The organism is Mycobacterium genavense ATCC 51234, assembly GCF_000526915.1.
In the GTDB taxonomy this organism is placed as follows: Bacteria; Actinomycetota; Actinomycetes; order Mycobacteriales; family Mycobacteriaceae; genus Mycobacterium; species Mycobacterium genavense.
In genome coordinates, this window is record NZ_JAGZ01000001.1 from 680,411 (window position 1) to 699,941 (window position 19,531).

General features: G+C 67.3%; 11 protein-coding genes and 4 pseudogenes. 4 read left to right on the forward strand and 11 right to left on the reverse strand.

Going from position 1 to position 19,531, the window contains the following annotated elements; genetic code table 11:
* Nucleotides 1–26 precede the first annotated feature (26 nt).
* Nucleotides 27–1,058 (forward strand): LLM class flavin-dependent oxidoreductase, encoded by a 1,032-nt coding sequence (locus T428_RS0103380; protein WP_025735358.1) that lies wholly within the window; start codon nt 27–29, stop codon nt 1,056–1,058.
* Here T428_RS0103380 and T428_RS0103385 read toward each other — a convergent pair.
* From T428_RS0103385 to T428_RS0103395, 3 genes are all read right to left on the reverse strand, one after another.
* Nucleotides 1,055–5,014, reverse strand: coding sequence for a bifunctional diguanylate cyclase/phosphodiesterase (locus tag T428_RS0103385; protein ID WP_025735359.1), 3,960 nt, complete (start codon nt 5,012–5,014; stop codon nt 1,055–1,057). The two genes, T428_RS0103380 and T428_RS0103385, sit on opposite strands and share 4 nt — an antisense overlap.
* Nucleotides 5,015–5,128: 114 nt before the next feature.
* Entirely contained in the window at nt 5,129–5,581 is a 453-nt protein-coding gene (locus T428_RS0103390; protein ID WP_025735360.1) for a nitroreductase family deazaflavin-dependent oxidoreductase, read from the reverse strand.
* Between the two features lie 10 nt (nt 5,582–5,591).
* Nucleotides 5,592–6,020: an HIT family protein gene (locus tag T428_RS0103395; RefSeq protein WP_025735361.1), complete on the reverse strand. Its 429-nt coding sequence runs from the start codon at nt 6,018–6,020 to the stop codon at nt 5,592–5,594.
* 46 nt (nt 6,021–6,066) lie between these two features.
* On the opposite strand from T428_RS0103395, the gene T428_RS0103400 reads away from it, so the two are divergent.
* From T428_RS0103400 to T428_RS0103410, 3 genes and pseudogenes are all read left to right on the forward strand, one after another.
* Nucleotides 6,067–7,455, forward strand: a complete 1,389-nt coding sequence (locus T428_RS0103400; protein ID WP_025735362.1) for an amidase — start codon at nt 6,067–6,069, stop codon at nt 7,453–7,455.
* Nucleotides 7,456–7,585: 130 nt separating this feature from the next.
* Nucleotides 7,586–8,749, forward strand: a pseudogene (locus T428_RS25375) (adenylate cyclase regulatory domain-containing protein); the annotation flags it as partial.
* A 40-nt stretch (nt 8,750–8,789) separates the two neighbouring features.
* Nucleotides 8,790–9,344, forward strand: coding sequence for a hypothetical protein (locus tag T428_RS0103410; RefSeq protein WP_025735363.1), 555 nt, complete (start codon nt 8,790–8,792; stop codon nt 9,342–9,344).
* A 35-nt stretch (nt 9,345–9,379) separates the two neighbouring features.
* Here T428_RS0103410 and T428_RS25380 read toward each other — a convergent pair.
* From T428_RS25380 to T428_RS0103450, 8 genes and pseudogenes are all read right to left on the reverse strand, one after another.
* A pseudogene (locus tag T428_RS25380) lies at nt 9,380–11,245 on the reverse strand (serine/threonine-protein kinase PknH/PknJ).
* Between the two features lie 243 nt (nt 11,246–11,488).
* Complete coding sequence (locus T428_RS0103420; protein ID WP_025735364.1) at nt 11,489–12,643, reverse strand: BTAD domain-containing putative transcriptional regulator; 1,155 nt, start codon at nt 12,641–12,643, stop codon at nt 11,489–11,491.
* A gap of 249 nt (nt 12,644–12,892) precedes the next feature.
* Complete coding sequence (locus T428_RS0103425; protein ID WP_025735365.1) at nt 12,893–13,594, reverse strand: C39 family peptidase; 702 nt, start codon at nt 13,592–13,594, stop codon at nt 12,893–12,895.
* A 113-nt stretch (nt 13,595–13,707) separates the two neighbouring features.
* Nucleotides 13,708–14,058: a DUF4189 domain-containing protein gene (locus T428_RS0103430; RefSeq protein WP_156942848.1), complete on the reverse strand. Its 351-nt coding sequence runs from the start codon at nt 14,056–14,058 to the stop codon at nt 13,708–13,710.
* 83 nt (nt 14,059–14,141) lie between these two features.
* Nucleotides 14,142–14,875: pseudogene (locus T428_RS25385) on the reverse strand (LppX_LprAFG lipoprotein).
* A gap of 347 nt (nt 14,876–15,222) precedes the next feature.
* Nucleotides 15,223–15,558 (reverse strand): annotated as a pseudogene (locus T428_RS25390) (DUF732 domain-containing protein).
* A 122-nt stretch (nt 15,559–15,680) separates the two neighbouring features.
* The gene (locus T428_RS0103445) at nt 15,681–17,585 is read right to left on the reverse strand and encodes an ABC transporter ATP-binding protein (protein ID WP_025735367.1); all 1,905 of its coding nucleotides are present in this window, start codon (nt 17,583–17,585) and stop codon (nt 15,681–15,683) included.
* A complete protein-coding gene (locus tag T428_RS0103450; RefSeq protein WP_025735368.1) occupies nt 17,582–19,327 on the reverse strand; it encodes an ABC transporter ATP-binding protein in 1,746 nt (581 codons plus the stop codon). The genes T428_RS0103445 and T428_RS0103450 overlap by 4 nt, the downstream gene beginning before the upstream one ends.
* Between the last annotated feature and the right edge of the window lie 204 nt (nt 19,328–19,531).

Sequence of the window (19,531 nt, forward strand, 5' to 3'; positions counted from 1 at the left end):
ACCGCACCGAATGCGTTGAGCCCATCGTGCGTCTATCCGTCCTCGATCTCGTCCCGGTACGCACCGACCAGTCGACCGGGGACGCGCTGGCGGCCACCGTGGCGCTGGCGCAGACCGCCGACCGGCTGGGGTTCACCCGCTACTGGGTGGCCGAACACCACAACATGCCGTCGGTGGGCGCCACCAGCCCGCCGGTGCTGCTGGCCTACCTGGCCGCGCAGACGTCGCGCGTGCGACTGGGATCCGGTGGGGTCATGCTGCCCAACCATGCGCCGCTGGCTGTCGCCGAGCAGTTCGCGCTGCTGGAAGCCGCCGCTCCGGGCCGCATCGACCTGGGTATCGGCCGCGCGCCCGGCTCCGACCCGGTGACGTCGTACGCGTTGCGCGGTGGCCGTGACGATCGCGACATCGAGAACTTCCCCGAATACCTCGACGACGTGGCGGCGCTGATGAGTGCGCGCGGTGTGCTGGTTCCGCTGCGCTCGGGCGACTACCGGCTCAAGGCGACTCCCGCGGCGGCCGGCGAGCCGCGGCTGTGGCTACTGGGCTCGTCGATGTATTCGGCGCATCTGGCGGCGGCCAAGGGGCTGCCGTATGTGTTCGCACATCACTTCTCCGGCAAGGGAACCGAAGAGGCGCTGCAGATCTACCGCACCCGGTTCCAGCCCAGCGCCTTGACCCCAGAGCCCGTGACGTTCTTGACGGTGAACGCCGCAGTGGCCGAAACACACGATGAGGCAACGGCATTGATGCTGCCGAACCTGCAGATGATGGCGCGGCTGCGGACCGGGCAGCCGCTGGGCCCGGTCCTGCTGGTGGAGGAGGCCGAAGTGGCGGAGCTGACCCCGGCGCAGCAACACATCGTCGACAGCGGGTTGCGGCGTGCCGTCCTCGGTACCCCGGCCGAAGCTGCCGAGCAACTGCGAACGCTGGCCGAGCAGTTCGCGGTCGACGAGGTGATGGTGAACCCGGTCGCGTCGGCCCGGCGCGGCACCGACCCCGCCACCGCGCCCGGACGGGTGGCAACCCTGGAGCTGCTGGCCAAGGAATTGTTCTAGTCGGCGACGCCGGCCTGCTCGCGCCGGGTCGACTTGCGTTGCGGCACTTGGTGGCTGATCCACTCCTCGAGCTCGGCCGGCGACAACGGCGGGGTGTGCACGAACCCCTGAGTGATCGTGCAGCCGAATCGTTGCAGCGCGTTCAACGTGACCTGGTCTTCTACTCCCTCGGCCACCCGGTCCGCGCCCAGGCTGTCGGCCAGCGCCACCGTGGACCGCACGATCGCGACCGATCGGGCGTCTTGCGCCAGCCGCGCCACGAAGATCCTGTCGAGCTTCAACTTGTCGACCGAGACGTCCTGCAGGCGCGCCAGCGACGACCAGCCGGTGCCGTAGTCGTCCAGTGAGATGCGGACGCCCAGGCGCTGCAGCTCGGCCATGGTGTTGTGCGACCGCACCGAGTCGACCAGGGCGCTTTCGGTGATCTCGATGATCAGTGCGTCCGCGGGCAAACCGCGGGCCCACAGCAGCCTTTCGATCGAGCCGACCAGCTCCAGGTCGAGCAGGTTGGTCGTCGCCAGGTTCACCGACACCGACGAGGTGATGCCCTTTTCGCGCCAGTACTGGATCTGGGTGAGAGCGAGTTTGAGTGTGCGGTCGGCGATCTTGCGCATCAGCCCGGCACGTTCGGCGGCGGGCAGGAATTTCTCGGGCAGCAGTAGTCCGCGAGTGGGATGGTTCCACCGCAGCAGTGCCTCGACGCTGTGCACGCTGCCGTCGGTGGAGTCGACCTTGGGCTGGTAATACAAGGTCGGTTCGTCACCTTCGAACAGCGCGGTGCGCAATTCCTCGATCAGGTTGGGGTCGGTTTCGCGGTACACCTCGAACGCCGAGTCGTACACCGCGATCTTGCCCGGCGCGGACTTGGCGTGCGGCATCGCCGCCTCGGCGCGACTGAGCAGCTCTTGGGGATGCTCACAGTGGTCGGGGCACAGCGCGATCGCGATGCGCGCGTCGACGCGCACGGTGACCGGATCCAGGGCGAACGGCTCGCCCAGGGATTCGAGTAGCCGGCCGGCTTGCGCGCGGGCGCCGGTCAGGTCGGATCCCTCGGTCAGCAGGATCGCGAATTCGTCGTCGCTGACCCGCGCCAGCAGATCCTCGTGACGCACGCTGTTGGCGAGTCGATCCGCGATGTGGCGCAACACTTGGTCGCCGAACCGGCGACCAAGTGCGTCGCTGATCTCGTCGATCTCGTAGAGCTTCACCAACAGCAACGCCTTGCGCGACGGTGTCTTGAGTGCCGGGTCGATCTCTGTCGGCGGGGAGTCGGACAACGCCGTGAACGCGGTGGCCAACGACCGGCGGTTGGGCAACGTCGTCAACTCGTCGGTCATGGCGTGCTTGTAGCTTTCGGCCATCAGGCTGACGTCGCGCAGCGTCAGCGAAAACCGCACGGCCGTGGTCACCAGACTCAGTGCCGCCAAACCCGTTGCAAGACGGGAGCTTTCGTCGAAAATTGCCACTCCCAGCGTGATGGCTGTGCCGGCCACCGGCACGGCGTAGGAGCCGAATCCACGCTTGAGTGCGGGCACCACCGAGGACGTGGGCACCCAGCCGGCCATCGCTACCAGCAACGACGCCGCCGGCCAGACGGCGTCCAGCGTGGTGCCGGCGCGATATGCGGCCCCGGCGGTCTCGAAGAGATAGACGGTGTCCGCGAGCGCAAATGCGGCCAGACCGGCCACCAGCAAGATCCAGCGGAATTCGTTGTGCCAACCGACGATTGCCAGCATGGCGGCGGCCAGCGCCACCAGCACCAGATCGCCCCACGGATACAACAGCCCGACCAAGACGGTGTGCGGCGCCCGGGTCGCCGCGGCGTGCAGCGGCCCGGCGTACAGCGCCACACCCAGCGCGGCCACGGCCAGACCGCAGACCAGCGGATCGAGCCGGATCGGAATCGGTACGGCCCCCAGGCGTGCCCATACCAGCAGCAGGCCGAGATAGACGAGGGGATAGAACGCGAGGTACGCCGGGTCGGCCGCGGAGGGGGACTGGCCGTCGGGCACCCGCAACAGGTAGACGACGTCACCGACCGCCGAGCATGCCATTCCGAGCGCGATCAGCCACCAGGCCGACCGATCGGTCGCCACCCGGTAGGCGCGCATGGCAATCAGTCCGGCTGCCAACAGGTTCAATGCCGCGTACAAAAAATTGGCGAAGAAGCTGTCCCGGGCGTTGAGGCCGGCGACACTCGTCGCGGTGAACGTGATCACACCAATTGCCAATACTCCCATGGCAATCCGGATCGGCGTCGATGCCCAGTCCGAGCTGCCTGGCGAATCCTCCACCGTGTCAGGTACTTTCGGCTCCACGCGGGTGACGCGAGGTGAGGTGGAGGCGCTCGAGGCGGCCGCCGAAACCGGCGCCCAATCCGCCAGCTTGGCCGGCAAGGCCGAGACCGCCGACAACGCCGACTCCGTCGACCGCGGGAAGGTATAGGAGAACGGAATATCCGGCACGAAGCTGCGGACGCATTGGCCGCCTTCGCGTTTGGCGGTATACATGGCCAGGTCGGCGTGCCGCAGCAGCTGGTCGACGGTGCACGTCGATGCGGCCGTGGCCACCGTGAAGCCGATGCTCGGCCGGACCGCGACGGGCACGCCGTCGATCACGATCGGGGCGCTGAACGCCTCGAGCACATCCTGGGCGGCGGCCTGGGCCTCTTCGATCGAACCCTCGAGCAACACCGCGAACTCGTCACCGCCAAGCCGAGCGATCAGGCCGTTGTCGTGCAGGGCGGCGGTGAGTCGCCCGGCGACCCGGATCAGCAGCTCGTCCCCGGCCGGGTGGCCCAAACCGTCGTTGACCGCTTTGAAGTTGTCCAGGTCGAGGCACAGCACCGCAATCGGTGGGCTGTCTTCGTTTCGCGCGGCGACGGCGTCTTCGAGGCGGTGCAGGAAATGCGGACGATTCGCCAGCCCGGTCAGACTGTCCCGGAACGCTTCTTGCGCGACCGCGGACAGCAGGTCCTGATTTTCGGTGAGCGCGATGAATTGCCGAACCAGCACCGCGCCCACCAGGATGCCGAGCAGGGCGGTCAACACTCCGTGCTGCGCGCGGACTACCGCGCCGAATCCGACGACCGCGGCCAGCGCCAGCGGCAGGTACGGCAACCACAGCAAGGTGCGCGACAACACCTCGCTGCGCGCCGCGGAGACGCAGGTGGATTCGTCGACGCTGGCCAACGCGCCGAGCGCGATCATGCACAACCCGGCCGCCCGGCCCAGGTCGCCCAGATCGCTGACGTGATAGCTGCCTATCCCGGTGTCGAACACCATCGTGATGTCGGCGATGCTGATCACCGCGATGCCGGCGGCGACCAGGCTGCGGCTCGGTCGCTCGCCGGGGCGGCCGCGCGACAGCATCAGGATCGCCGTGCACAGCAGGATGCCGTCGTTGACCACCTGCGCGACCGTCGCCGTCCGTGAGCCGGTGGTGTCGCGCAGCTGCTTTTCCAGCACGAACACCCACGAGACGACGAGCAGCGAGGTGAACAAAATCAGTCCGTCCAGCACCAGCCGCCGTGAACTGTGCCGAGAGACGTTGGACAACGCCACCAACGACGTCATGGCGCCGAACGGCCATAACAGCAGCACGATCTCGGCCGCGGCTGGGTGCGCGGCATGGTCCAGCTGTGAGCGCACGTCGTAGAACGCCCAGATGAGCTCCCCGATCGCCCACCCCAGGTGGGCGATGACCATGGCCAGCCAGCCGACTCGGCGCCGCCCCTCGGCGAAGCGCGCCGCGCGCAGGCAGCATCCCGCACCGAACAACAGACTGATCGCCAACGCGATTTCGTCGACCGGACGCGTCGCGTAGATGCCCTCCCAGTCGCGGACGTCCGCGATGACGATCAGCACCCCGGCGAAGCCGTATCCCCCGACGACGAACCATGCGATGCGCTCGGACAGGCCGAATCGCTGCCACGGAATCCCCGTCCAGCGCTTCATTGCCGCGTCAGCCGATCTGTCCCCCCGGAGGTGAACGCATGGATGCGCTTCACCACTGCTACGGCAGAATAAACGTTTCGGTCGGGTTAACTGGCGCTTTTGTGCAGGTTATTGCTACTTGGTAGGCGTCAACGCGACGATCGGGATCGGCCGCGACGTCCGCTTCTGATACCCCTCGTACCGGTTGGCGTTGTTCTTGTTCACGATCGGCCAGAGCCGCGCATAGTCGGGGTCATCGGGCCCGATGATGCGCGCGGTCACCGGGAACCGCTTGGAGCCGACGTTGATCTCGCACTCCGGACGCTTACGCAGGTTGTGGTACCAGCCGGGGGCGCTGTCACTACCGCCGTAGGACGCGACGACCAGGTACGAGTCACCGTCCTTGGCGTAGGTCAACGTGGAGGACCGCTGCTGACCGGTCTTGGCGCCGATCGTGTGCAACAGCAGGCTGTCCGGCATACCGGGGATGTGGTGACCGATCCGCCCGTCGGTCTTCCGGTACAGCGTGTCGTGAACGCGCAGCAGCGGGGCCAGAAAGAGCCGCTCCAGCGTGGTGAGGTTGCTCATGACCTCAGTTCTACTGATTGGCGTCGATGCGTGCCAGCGCGTCGCGCAGGATCTGACCGGTGGCTTCGCGGTCCGGGTCCCGGCGCAGCAACATCTCCTTGGCCACCGAGAGCTTGTCGCCGTTGCAACGGGGCAGTACGTGCAGGTGAATGTGGAACACCGTCTGGAACGCGGCGCTGCCGTCGTTGATCGCGATGTTCGTCGCGTCGGCCAGCTCCGTGGCCCTGGCGGCGCGCGCGATCCGCTGGCCGAGGGTGATCATCTCGGCCAGCGTCTGCGGCGGGGTGTTGGTCAGATCGACGCTGTGCCGTTTGGGGATCACCAGGGTGTGCCCGCGCGTGAAGGGGCGGATGTCGAGGATCGCCAGGTAGTCGTCGTCTTCGTAGATCCGGATGGCCGGAGCCTCCCCGGCGACGATCGCACAGAACACGCAGGACATGTCGCCACGGTACTGGCTGCCCCCACCCGGGAGTTACGCTGCCGCAGTGGACGCTCGCGAACTCGCCTTCGCCGGTGCGGGCGCACTGGCGCGGATGCTGGCCGACGGTGAAATCAGCGCGGTCGACCTGCTCGAGGTCTACCTGGACCGGATCGCACGCCTGGACACCGACCTGCGCTGCTACCGCGTGGTGCTGGCCGACAGCGCCCGCGAGGACGCCCACGCCGCCCAGGAACTCCTCGATGCCGGCGAGCGGCTGCCGCTGCTGGGTGTGCCGATCGCGATCAAGGACGATGTCGACGTCGCCGGTGAGGTGACGGCGTGCGGCAGCGGCGGCCACGGCCCGCCGGTGACCGCCGACGCCGAAGTGGTCCGCCGCTTGCGCGCGGCCGGCGCGATCATCATCGGCAAGACCAATGTGCCTGAGCTGATGATCTTTCCGTTCACCGAGTCGCTGACCTTCGGCGCGACGCGCAACCCGTGGAACCTCGGCCGCAGCCCGGGCGGCAGCAGCGGCGGCAGCGGGGCAGCGGTCGCCGCCGGGCTGGCCCCGATGGCGCTGGGATCCGACGGCGGCGGCTCGATTCGGGTTCCGTCGTCGTGGTGTGGCCTGTTCGGGTTGAAGCCGCAACGCGACCGCGTCTCGTTGGAACCGCACGACGACGCCTGGTACGGCCTGTCCGTCAACGGCCCGATAGCGCGAACGGTCCACGACGCGGCCCTGTTTCTCGACGCCACCTCGACGGTCCCGGGGCCCGAGGGCGAATTCGTCGCCGCCGCGTCGCGTGATCCGGGAAAACTGCGAATCGCGTTGAGCACCAAGATCCCAACGCTTCCGCAGCGGGTCGGGCGCGAAAAGCTGGTGGCCGTGGAGCAGGCCGGTGCGCTGCTGCGCGATCTGGGACATGAGGTGATCACCGCCGACCCCGAGTATCCGGTGGACTCGCTGTATGCGAACTTCCTGCCGCGTTATCTGCGCGGCATCAGCGACGCCGCGGACGCACAGGCGCATCCGGAACGGCTGGAAGCCCGCACCCGCACCTTGGCGCGGATGGGCTCGTTCTTCTCCGACCGCCGGATGGCGGCGGTGCGTGCCGCCGAGCAGCGGATGAACGCCAAGATCCAGTCGATCTTCGACGATGTCGACGTCGTGCTCACGCCGGGCACGGCCGACGGCCCGTCGCGCATCGGTGCCTACCGTCGCCGCGGCGCGATCTCGACGCTGCTGCTGGTCGCCCAGCAGGTTCCGTACTTCGCGCCCTGGAACGCGACCGGCCAGCCGGCCGCGGTGGTGCCGTGGGACTTCGACGGTGACGGCCTGCCGTTGTCGGTGCAGCTGGTCGGCCGGCCGTTCGACGAGGCGACGCTGTTGTCGCTGTCCGCGCAGATCGAAGCGGCGCGACCGTGGGCGCACCGCCGACCGCCGGTGTCATGACCGGGTCTACTGGCACAGCACTCGCCAGGCCGCCCCAAAGTCGTTGACCACCAAGCTTTTCGGATCGATCGCCGAGTCTACGCTGCCGGCCCGGCGGGCAGCTGCGCAGCACGTCCCACGGTGCCACGTGATGGCTTCGCAGCGCGGCCAGACGGGATTCGTCATCGCCTCCCGTCATCGCCCGTCGGCGTTGTACGTTGACCACGTGGACGACTCCCCGAACGGCACAGTCGGCATCGACGATCTGCTCGACGGGCTCGAGGGCGCCGTGCGCACCGAACGCGCCGAGCTGGTGGCCTGGCTGCTGGAACAGGGCATCACCCCCGCCGAGATTCGTGCCACCAATCCGCCGCTGCTGCTGGCCAGTCGCCGCATCATCGGCGACGACGGCACCTACGTGTCGGCGTGGGAGATCAGCGAGCAGCACCACATCGACCTGACGCTGCTACAGCGCGTGCAGCGGGCGATCGGGCTGGCCAGGGTGGACGACTCGGACGCGGCGATCCACATGCGCGCCGACGGGGTGGCGGCCGCCTACGCCCAGCGCTTCGTGGACATGGGGCTCAACCCCGATCAGGTGGTGCTCGTCGTGCGGGTGCTCGCGCGAAGGCCTATCCCACACCGCCGAGATCATGCGTTATGCCGCGCTGGCGGCGATCATGCGCCCCGGGGCCAGCGAGCTGGAGATCGCCAAGGCGTCGCAGGCGCTGGTGAGTCAGATCGGCCCGCAGCTCGGCCCGATGATCGAGCAGATGTTGTTCATGCAGTTGCGTCACATGATGGAGCCCGAGGCGGTCAACGCCGCCGAGCGGGCCGCGGGCCGGCCGTTGCCCGGTGCGCGACAGGTCAGCGTCGCGTTCGCCGACCTCGTCGGCTTCACCCGGCTGGGCGAGGCGGTGTCGCCCGAGGAGCTTAGTCACCTGGCCGGCAGGCTGGCGGGCCTGGCCTGCGACGTGCCGGCCCCGCCGGTCCGATTCATCAAGACGATCGGGGACGCGGTGATGTTCGTCTGCCCCGAGCCCGCACCGCTACTCGATGTCGTGCTGAAGCTCGTCGAGACCGTCGACACCGACAACGACTTTCCGCGGTTGCGGGCGGGGGTGTCGGCGGAATGGCGGTGAGCCGGGCCGGCGACTGGTTCGGCAGCCCGGTCAACGTCGCGAGCCGGGTCACCGGCGTGGCCCGCCCCGGCACCGTGCTGGTCTCCGATACGGTGTGGGAGGCGGTCGGCGAATCCGGGGCGTTCTCCGCGTCGTTCGCCGGCGCGCGCCGGCTCAAGGGCGTCAAGAACGAACCCTTATCCATTACAGGTGTAACGATGTACTCATGTAATTATGAAATCGCACAGTCAGCGGCGGTACGGCCGCCCCGGCGGCTGTCAGCAAGCCCAGCAGCCCGATGCCACCGGCGCGGCGGAATGGTTCGCCGGACGCCTGCCCGAGGCCTGGTTCGACGGCGACCCGACCGTCGTCGTCGACCGCGAAGAGATCACCGTCATCGGCAAGCTGGCGCACGGAGCAGAAGAGAGTGAGGCGCGCGCCGAGGGCCGGGCCTCGCGGTTTCGCGAGGAGACCCGTTCCGAGCGGATGCGCATTGCCGACGAAGCGCAGGATCGCTACGGGCGCAAGGTTTCTTGGGGCGTGGAGATCAACGGCGAGCGAATCCTGTTCACGCACATCGCCGTTCCGGTGATGACACGCCTGAAGCAACCGGAACGCCAGGTCCTCGACACGTTGGTCGACGCCGGTGTCGCGAGGTCGCGGGCCGATGCCCTGGCGTGGTCGGTCAAGCTGGTCGGTGAACACACCGAGGAATGGCTGGCCAAGCTGCGCGACGCGATGTCGGCGGTCGACGATCTGCGCGCGCAGGGGCCGGACTTACCGAGCTAAGCCAATATCGCAGTGCCGCTTGGATATTGGGGCAACTAGACGTTGTTGACCTTGTCGGCGATCTGGCTGGACTGATCGCTGATGTGGTATCCGCACGCGTTGACGTCGACGATCACGTTGTTCGCCACGCTCATCGCGTGCTCGCACCGCCACCCGTCGGCGCCTTCCTGGATCTGCAGCACCGATATCTTCGGTCAATTGCCTTGGATGGGCGTGAAAGTCCACCGATAGGTCTTGCCCGACGAGTTGGTCACGGTCACCGTCTGGCCGACGCAGGTCTTCCACTTGTCCAGCGAGCTCTGCAGGAACGCTTTGGCCTTGTCGGCGGTCGGAAATGCCACCACCGCCTGGTTGACCCAGTGGTCGTTGTTGTCGCCCGGCTCGGCGGACACCAGTCCGTTGATGCCGGTGTAGCCGCTTCCGGCGTACGCCGCGTCCTGCGTCGTGTACAGCGCTCCCTGGCAGGCCGGGACCGACACCTCCATCGTGGAAGTGCCCATCGACGTGATGGGCTTGCCGGGCTGGATGTTCGTCGCGCCCATGATGGTGTTGATGTCCGAGGCGCTCAGCAGCAGCGAGCTGAGACGGGTGGCCGCGATCGGTTCGGGTGGCGGCTTCGGATCGGGGATGATCAGCCAGATCGCCACCGCGCTGACCACGACCACGACCACCACCGCGGCCGCGGCGGTGGTCGGCCAGGGATTGCGCTTGGGTTTGGGCGGCTGGGCCAGGCCCCAGGGGTGGCCGACGGGCTGGCCGGGCGGCAGATTGCCTGTCGGTGGGCCGCCCCAGCTGCCGCCTTGGTAATGCGGCGCGGGTGCGACGGGCTGTGCCGGGGTACGGACGAGGCCGCTCTCCGGCGCCCACGGCCGAGGACTGGGGGCATGGTGCGGGGGTACCGGAGTGGGGCTCGGTCGCGGGTACGGCGGCGGGGGCGTGCTGGGCCGCTGCCCCGGGGGCGCCGCCGCGGTGCCCGCGATTGTCGGGGGCTGGTCGAGCTTGTCCTTGCCGGGCAGGGTCGCTTCCTGGCTGCGGCGCAGGATGTCGGCGGCGTGGTCGTGATCGGGAGTGCTCAGCGCCTCGTGGGCGGCCAGCGCCAGGTCGCCGGCGCTGGCGTAACGGTCCTCGGGCTTCTTGGCCATGCCCCGCGCGATCACCGCGTCGAAGGCTTTCGGGATGCCCGAGCGCACCGCGCTGGGTGCCGGGATGGCGTCGGAGGTATGCGCCCTGACCAGTTCGCCGGCGGTCCCCGCGCGATACGGCGGAGTGCCGGTCAGGCATTCGTAGAGCACGCAGGCCAACGCGTAGATGTCGGCGCGGTAGGTCACCTCACCATTGGTAAACCGTTCGGGCGCCATGTATTTTCACGTGCCCACCGCGGTGCCGAGCTAGGTGAGCTTCTCGTCGCTGGTGGCGCTGGCGATACCGAAGTCGACGAGATAGGCGAAGTCATATCGGGTGACCAGGATGTTGGGCGGCTTGACGTCGCGGTGCATGACCCCCGCGGCGTGGGCCGCGTCGAGCGCCGAGGTGATTTGGGTGATGACCGCGACCGCGCGGGGGGCGGTCAGCGGGCCGAATCGTTTGAGCATGTCGTCCAGATCGATGCTCTCGATCAGGTGCATCTCCATGAACATCTGCCCGTCGATTTCGCCGTAGTCGTGGATGGGCACCACATGCGGCTCCTGCAAACGGCCGGCGGTGCGCGCCTCGCGCCGCATCCGCTCGCGAAAGACGGGGTCCCTGCTGAACTCCGCGGTCATCACCTTGACGGCGACCGTCCACTCCTTGACGGTGTGCTCGGCCTCGTAGACCCCGCCCATCCCACCCCGGCCCAGCAGCCGTTTTAGGTGGTAGGGCCCGAACATCGTGCCCACGCGCGAGTTCTGCTCCGCGCTCATCGCTGATCCTCCAAACCGGCCGCGGATCCGCCGACGATATCAACAATTATGGGCAGATCGTCGCTGGTAAGCACCGCCACTAGCAACCATCACGGTAAGCCCTCGCGAACCCACAGGAGTGACAATCGGGAGAACCCGGCGCGGGCGAGTCGGGTGTGGACGCCGGTGCAGCCGGAACGAAAAGCCTTGCAATGATTGGTCATGCTGGCCGATGCTACGGAACACCTTGCGCAGCAGTCACTTTCAGTTGGCGGCCTCGCTGTTGTAGCCCCGGGGGATCTCGAAGGTGAACTCGTGGTCGCAGATGCGGACGTGGTCGCCGTCTTTCAGCGTGGCCGCCGACCGGATGCGTTGGTGTTGCACATGTACACCGTTGGACGAGCGCAGGTCGTTGATCACGTAGCAGGTGCCGGTGTCGACGATGACGGCGTGGTGGCGGCTCACGTTGGCGCTGGCCAGGATGATGTCGTTGTCGCTGAGACGGCCGATCTGGGTCTCCGTCGCGCGCAGCGGGTAGCTGCGGCCCGACGCTTCGTGCAGGTACGCGGCGGGCTTGCCGGCCGGGACCTTGGTGCGCTGATCCAGCAGGGTGATGGTGCCGACCGCGGTGGTCCGCGCCGACTTCTTGGCGTCCAGTGGTTCCTGGCGCAGGATTTTTTCGTTCAGGTCACGCAATGTCGGGCCGGGGTCGATCCCGAGTTCGTCGGCCAGTGTCGTCTTTATCCGCCGGTAGGCGGCCAGCGCGTCGGATTGGCGGTCGGTCAGGTAGTACGTCGTGATCAATTGGGCCCACAGCGGCTCGCGATAGGGGTGCTCGGTGATCAGCGTTTCGAGGTCGCTGATCACGGAGGCGCCACGTCCGCAAGCGATTTCGGCCTCCGCCTTCGCGGTGTGGACCAGAATTTTTTCCTCCACGAGCGAGGTGGCGAAGGTGTCGACGAACTGAAAGTCGCGCAGGTCCTCGAGCACCGGTCCCCGCCATTGCGCCAACGCCGTCGACAAGTGCTGGCTGGCTTCCTCGAACCTGCTGACCGCGGCCGCGTGCACGCCCGCGGTCTTCTCGGTGATGAACCGTCCGAGATCGCAACTGTTTTCGTCGACGGCGAGCCGGTAGCCCGGCGGCGCCGCGGCCAGCACCACGCGCGGGTCGATGCCGGCGGTGCTGAGCAGCTTGCGCAGATTGGACACGTACGAGTGGATGCTGGTCCGCGCACCGGACGGCGGCTCGTCTTCCCACAGGGCGGAGATGAGCCTCTCGACGCCGACCGGGCTGTTGCGGTTCATCAGCAGCATGGCCAGCACCGCGCGCTGCTTGGGCGTGCCCAACGGCACCATGCCGCCGCCAACAGTCATCTCCAACGGCCCGAGCAGGCCGAATTCGAGACTCTTGTCTACCATCGTCGCTAACCAGACCTTCCGGGTTCTCCGCGCTGCCATTCACATTGTGATACGAAGGCCCCGAATTCGGTAATACCGGTGGCTTGGTGTGCCTCGGTGACGGCCATGCGCGGTTGCCACCCGCTGAAATGTGTTCCCCGCCAGCGTGGTCATCGACGCCTCGGTCGAATCCGGTTGCGCTTCATCCAAACCGCAGCAGGCGGGCAGCCGTCGTGCTTCGCCGAGGCTGCCCGCCACATCCGTGACCGGCTAAATGGTGGTGAACACCATCAGCTCCTTGCTGGCCTCCCATGCCTTCATGAAGAGCGCCATCGGGATCTGCTCGTCGCGCCCGTCCTTGGTGCCGCTGTCGTTGAGGTGCACCACATTATTGGCCGTGTCGATACCGGTGACCACCACCGCGTGGTCGCCCCGGGGGTTTCCGTTGTCGTCCTTGTTTTCGACCGGCTGTCCCCAGATGAGTTCGCCGTTGACGCTGACGATGATTTTGTGGCCCTCGCTCAGTTGCTCTTCGAGCCCTTCGATGCCGCCGAGGATGCCGTCTTTGGCGGCGTGCTCCTTGTTGGTGATCGTGGCGTCGATTTTGTACAGCTTCAGCAGGGTCGGGATGTCGGCAAAGCTGGTGCCCATCTCCGAATTCGGGTTTTTGGTGTTGGCCGGCGTGGTGTAGATGGAGCCGGGGTGGACGACGCTCGGCGTGGCCTGCGCCCGCTTGATGATCGCCCGCTCCGAGGGCTCCTTGCCGGTGATCTGGCCGATCACGTCGGCGCTCGACATCAGGACGCAGTCGTCGTATTTCTGGTAGCGCCAGTACTTTGCGGCCGCGACGGGGTCGCCGTACATGGTGCCGGCCGCCCCCTCGGCCGGTCCGGCCAAGCCCAGGGCGACGGCACCGGCGACGACGGCGAGGGTGGCGGTCTTGGCGATCGCACCGATCTTGGCGGTCTTCATCGGTGTCCCCTTTCTCGTCCCGCGGTGGTGCGGGGTGGTCGAGAACAGGTTCCGATCGTGGCCTATCTGTTATCTCTACGCATTCTTGGAGTGACCTCGCGCCGGGTTCGGGACTAGTTGCACGCCCACGTGTCGATGGAGCCGCCGCCGAGCTTGGTCAGCGCGTCCTTCATCGCGGCGGCCAGGGTGGCGCCGACGCCGCCCTGGAATGCCTTGCCATTGGTCGCGACGGCACCGCAGTCGGTGAAGCTGGTGAGCACCTTGCAGTCCGGGTAGGCACAGTTCTTCACCGCGGTGGCCTCCGCGGCCGGGCGGGTCGGGTAGGGCCAGCTGCGGCCCCAGGAACCGTTGCTGGAGTAGGCAATCGCACCGTACTGGTCGGCGGCGCCGGCCGCGGGGGCCAGCGCGACGCCGATGGCGGCGGCAGCGGCGGCCATGGTGAACCCCCGGCGACGAGTAATCATCCTCATAGGTGATTCCTTTCCGAATGCCGGCGCTCCGGCGGTTTCCACGTTTTCCAGGGATCGCACGCCCTGACCAGACGGACCTATACGGGCTCGGTGGCGGTGACCGTCTTGCCCCAGTCGGACATCGTCAGCGTCACCGAGGTGTCGTTCGTCGGGTGGACCTGCAGCTGCACCAGGTGTGAGGAGCCGTCCGAGGCGATCCAGACGGTGGTGGGCACCGTCGTCACGCTCGGGCGGTCAACTTGGAGCCGGCCAGCGTGGCGACGTCGTCGGCCGACGAGTCGCCGGTAATCGTGGTGGTCGCCACGCCCTTGACCTGCTTGGTGCCCGCCACCGCGGCGTTCTGCAGTTTCGACAGAAGGTTGGCCAGGTCCTTGTTGGGGTCCAGCAACACCGACACGTTGTAGATCGAGGCGCCGTTGCCGAAGTCGGTGTAGGTGCCGGGTTGCCCGAGGTCGGAGTACAGGTGGCCGTCGACGTAGACGAACTTCGCGTCTTGGGGAGATTTGCCGACCAGCAGTGTCGTGGTGCTGGTGGCAACCGTTTGCGGGGTGTTGGAGATGTCGCCGTCCAGTTTGGTCACCCGCAGGTTGGGCACGTCGCCCTGCACCGTCACGGCGACGTGCATCCCGGTGACTTTGGTCATCGCGTCCGCGGCCTGCTTGAGCAGGGTGGCCGTCTCGTTGCTGGGGGTGGTGGCGCTGGTTCCGGGCGCTTTGCCGGTGTTCGAGGTGCTCGAGCAGCCACCGATGGCCAAGACGAGGGAGAGCGCGGCGGCAGCGGCGGCGCTAACGGTGCGAGGCGAGAGCTTCATCAACATCTCCTTCAGTGTTGGCCACAGCTGGTTACTGCATAGCAATCGCCGCGCAGCAAATCAACAGCCGACACCCGCAGCTTAGTGAGGCCGATGCGGGATGCGGAAGGTCTCAACCAAATCCCGCGCCGGCGCGGCGTCGAAGTGTATTGGTATCCCGCCCAACATGGCGCCGAATCACCTTGTTTGGCAACGCTTTCCAAACTTGGCGCGGTGCCGCGGAGGCGGCGTTGTCGTCGAACGCGGGACGAGTCCGGCGTGAACGAGGGCCCACCGCGCAGCGACGTGCAGATGGCGAATGGGCGGATCCCGGTTACCGGGATCCGCCCATTCTCGGGTGGGGGCGATCAGGTGCGCTGAGGAGCGAGTTGCGGGCAGTAGGCGTGGGTCGCGTCGACGACGAAGTAGGCCGCCTGGTGGCTGGTCAGGTTGGTCTGCTGGAGGACCTCGGTGGCGATGTCGGTTCCGGTTTTGCCGGAGGCGAGCTCCTGGCAGACCTTGTGACCGTCCTTGATCGCGTCGGCGGGTGAGCTGAAGGAGATGCCGAGCTTGTCCATCTAAGCGAGGAACGCAACGTCGGCGGTGGTGGCTCCGGCGGTGCCGGCTGCGCCGATCGCAACGATCCCGATGGCGGCGGCGCCGATCATGGTGCTGGCAATCGTGCTGAGGCGGTGAGAGAACATTGCTGGATCCTTTTCAGGGTGTGCGGTTGGGGTGGTGATGTGGCTAGCCTCAGCCGCCGTTCTAAATGGATCCTCAATAACTTCTTGGCGTCATTTCAGTAACGCCTCAGGCCCGGGAAAGGTCAGGCCTGACTCATCGCGTAGTAGGCACCCCGGCGCGCCATGAGTTCGGCGTGGTTGCCCTGCTCGACGACGCGTCCCGACTTGACCACCACGATGCGGTCGGCAGCACGGATCGTCGAAAGTCGGTGCGCGATAACGAAACTCGTGCGGTCTCGGCGAAGCTCGTGCATGGCCCGCTGAATAAGGGCCTCGGTGCGGGTATCGACCGAGCTGGTCGCCTCGTCCAGGATCAGCAGCCGCGGACGGGCCAGGAACGCGCGGGCGATCGTGATCAGCTGCTTTTCGCCGGCACTGATGTTGGCACCGTCGCCGGTGACCCGGGTCGCATAGCCGCCCGGCAGGGTGTGGACAAACCGGTCGATATAGGCCACCCGGGCGGCCTCGACCACCTCGTCGGCGCTGGCGTCGGGCCGGCCGTAGCCGATGTTCTCCGCGATGGTGCCGTCGAACAGCCAGGTGTCTTGCAGCACCATGCCGATGCCGGATCGCAGGGCTTGCCTGCTCATCGTGGTGATGTCGACGCCGTCGAGCAGGATGCGGCCGGCATCGATGTCGTAGAACCGCATCAGCAGGTTCACCAGCGTGGTCTTGCCCGCTCCGGCCGGTCCGACGATCGCCACCGTGCTGCCCGGCTCGACCGTCATCGACAGGTCTTCGATCACCGTCGTGCCTGCGTGGTAGGCAAAGCTCACGTGCTCGAACTCGACGCGGCCGCGGGGTTGCGGGGCCTGGCCGTTGGGCGGCATCGGCGCGGGGTCCGGCGCTTCCTCGGGTTCGTCGAGCAGCTCGAACACCCGCTCGGCGCTGGCCACCCCGGATTGCAGGGTGTTGTACATCCCGGCGACCTGGTCCAGCGGGGTGTTGAACTGCCGGACGTAGGAGATGAACGCCTGGATGTTGCCGAGGGTGATGTGTCCGGTGGTGACCTGCAGGCCACCGATCACCGCGACCGCGACGTAGCCGAGGTTGCCGATGAATGCGGTGGCCGGTGCCACCAGTCCGGAGAAGAACTGCGAGCCGAAACTGGCGTGGTAGACGTCGTCGTTGAGGCTGCGGAATCGTTCGCGTGCCGCGTCGCGGTGACCGAAGGTCTTGACCACCGTGAACCCGCTGTACGTCTCCTCGATGTGCGCGTTGAGCCGCCCGATGCTGGTCCACTGCGCCACGAACAGGCGCCGCGACCGGCGTGCGATCGCCCGGGACGCCAGCAGTGACAGCGGCACGGTCAGCGTGGTGATCAGCGTCAGCAGCGGCGAGATCGACAACATCATGACCAGCACCGCGACCACGGTCAAAATCGACGTGAGCAGTTGGCTGATCGTCATCGACAGCGACGACTGGACGTTGTCGATGTCGTTGGTCACCCGGCTCAGCAGCTCGCCGCGCAGCCGTCCGTCGAAATAAGACAGCGGCAGCCGGTGGACCTTGTCCTCGACCTGCGCGCGCAGCGCGATCATGGTCCGCTGCAGGGTGAGGTTGAGCAGTCGTGCTTGTGCCCAAAGCAACAGTGCGGCAGCGACATACAGGGACAAGGCAACGGCCAGTGTGCGCGCTACCGCACCGAAGTCCACGCCCCGGCCGGGCACCACGTTCATCTTGGACAGCAGGTCGGCGAACGTCGCGTCGCCGCGCGCCCTCGCTTGGGCGACGGCCTGCGCCTTGGTGATCCCCGCGGGCAGTTCCCGCCCGATCACGCCGTTGAAGAGCAAATCGGTGGCGTGGCCGAGAATTCGGGGAACGACGACGCCGATCGCCGTGCCGGTCAGCCCCAGGGCGATCACCGCGATGCTGAGTGCTCGTTGTGGCGCAAGCCGTTTCACCAGCCGGACCGCCGTGCCCCAGAAGTCGCGGGACGGCGTGGCCGTGGCGGCTTCGCGGGCGGCCCGGTTCGTCGCCGCAGTCACTTCGTGGCCTCGAATCCGGCGCCCACCGACTGCGAGTCGGCGAATTCCGCGTAGGTGGCGCATTCGGCCAACAGCGACTCGTGGGTGCCCGAGCCCACCATCCTCCCGTCGTCGATAACGACGATCTGGTCGGCCTGCGCCGCCGTCGAAATACGCTGTGTGACAACGATTATAGTCGACCCGGCGCAGATCTCCCGTACGCCGGCCCGGACTCGCGCCTCCGTGTGCGCATCGAGCGCGGAGAACGCGTCGTCGAACAGGCAGATCGGCGGGTGGCGAATGACCGCCCGGGCGATCGCCAGCCGCTGCCGTTGTCCGCCCGACAAATTGATCCCGGCCTGGGCGACGCGCATCTGCAGCCCGTCGGCGTGCGCCCGGACGAAGTCGTCGGCGGCGGCGGCCCGCAACGCTGCCCATATCTCGTCGTCGCTCGCGTCCGTCTTGCCGATGTGCAGGTTCTCCGCGACCGTGCCGGAGAAGAGGTAGCCGCGCTGCGGGACCAGGCCGATCGCCGACCACAGCCGCTCGGTGTCGTAGGCGCGGACGTCGAGGTCGTCGATCAGCACCGCGCCGTCGGCCACGTCGTAGAGGCGGCAGATCAGCGACACCAGCGTCGACTTGCCCGAGCCGGTGCTGCCGACGATCGCCATGGTGGTGCCGGGTCGCGCGGTCAACGAGATATCTTGCAGCACAGGGCGCTCGGCGCCCGGGTAGGTGAATGTCGCACCGTCCAGGCGGACGACGCCGGTAATCCCGGCGTGCGGAAGCTTGGGGTGTTGCGGGCTGACGATGGCGGGACGAGCGGACAGCACCTCGGTGATGCGCTCGGCGCACACCGACGCGCGCGGCAGCACCACCAACGTCATCGTCGCCATCAACACGGCCATCAGGATCTGCGTGAAATAGGCCAGAAAAGCCGTCAACGAGCCGACCTGCATCTGGCCGCGATCGATGCGCAGGCCGCCGAACCAGATCAGCGCGACGCTGGACACGTTGATCGTCAGGGTGGTCACCGGCAGCATCAGCGCTTGCCAGTTGCCGGCGGTCAGCGACACATTCGACAGTGCCGTGTTGGCGCGGGAAAACCGTTCGCGCTCAAAGCTTTCGCGGTTGAACGCCCGAACCACTCGCATGCCGGACAGCTGGTCGCGCAGCACCCGGTTGATGCCGTCGATCAGCGCTTGCATGCTGCGGAACAACGGCAGCATGTGCGACATGATCCAGTAATTCGTCACGGCCAGCACCGGGACGCTGACCAGCAGCAGCCAGGTCAGCGCGGCTTCCTGGTGAATGGCCATCAGGATTCCGCCGATGCACATGATCGGCGCGGTGATCAGCACCGTGCCCGTCATCTGCACCAGGTACTGAATCTGCCGGACGTCGTTGGTGCTGCGGGTCAGCAAAGTCGGCGCGCCGAATCGGGCGGTCTCGGGCTCGGAGAAGGTGGTGACGTGCTCGAACATCGCCCGGCGCAGGTCACGGCCGAACCCCATCCCGGTCCGGGAGCCGAAGTAGGTGGCCCCGACCGAGCACAACACCTGCAACCCGGTGACGGCCAGCATCACCATGCCGAGCCGGACGATCGTCGCGGTGTCGCCCTTCGCGACGCCGTCGTCGATGATCGCGGCGTTGACCGTCGGCAGGTACAGCGTCGCCAGCGTGCTGATCAGTTGAAGCACCATCAGCACCGCCACCAACCGGCGGTACCGCCGGATGTACTCGCGCAGCAGTGCCAGAAGCATCTGGTAACTGTCGCATACGGCGTGCGTTGCGGCGGCGAGCACCGCCGGGCCGGTTGGGTGCGCGTGCCGCGTCCGGCAAAGCCGTTGAAATGCCTGATCAAGTGGCGCGTCGGTGGTTGACCCGCTGGGCTGCCGCTACAGTGCATCGTGTGGACCAGCAGCAGGCCAAGCAGAAGCAGGGTAGCGGTGCGTCGTAGCCTCGCG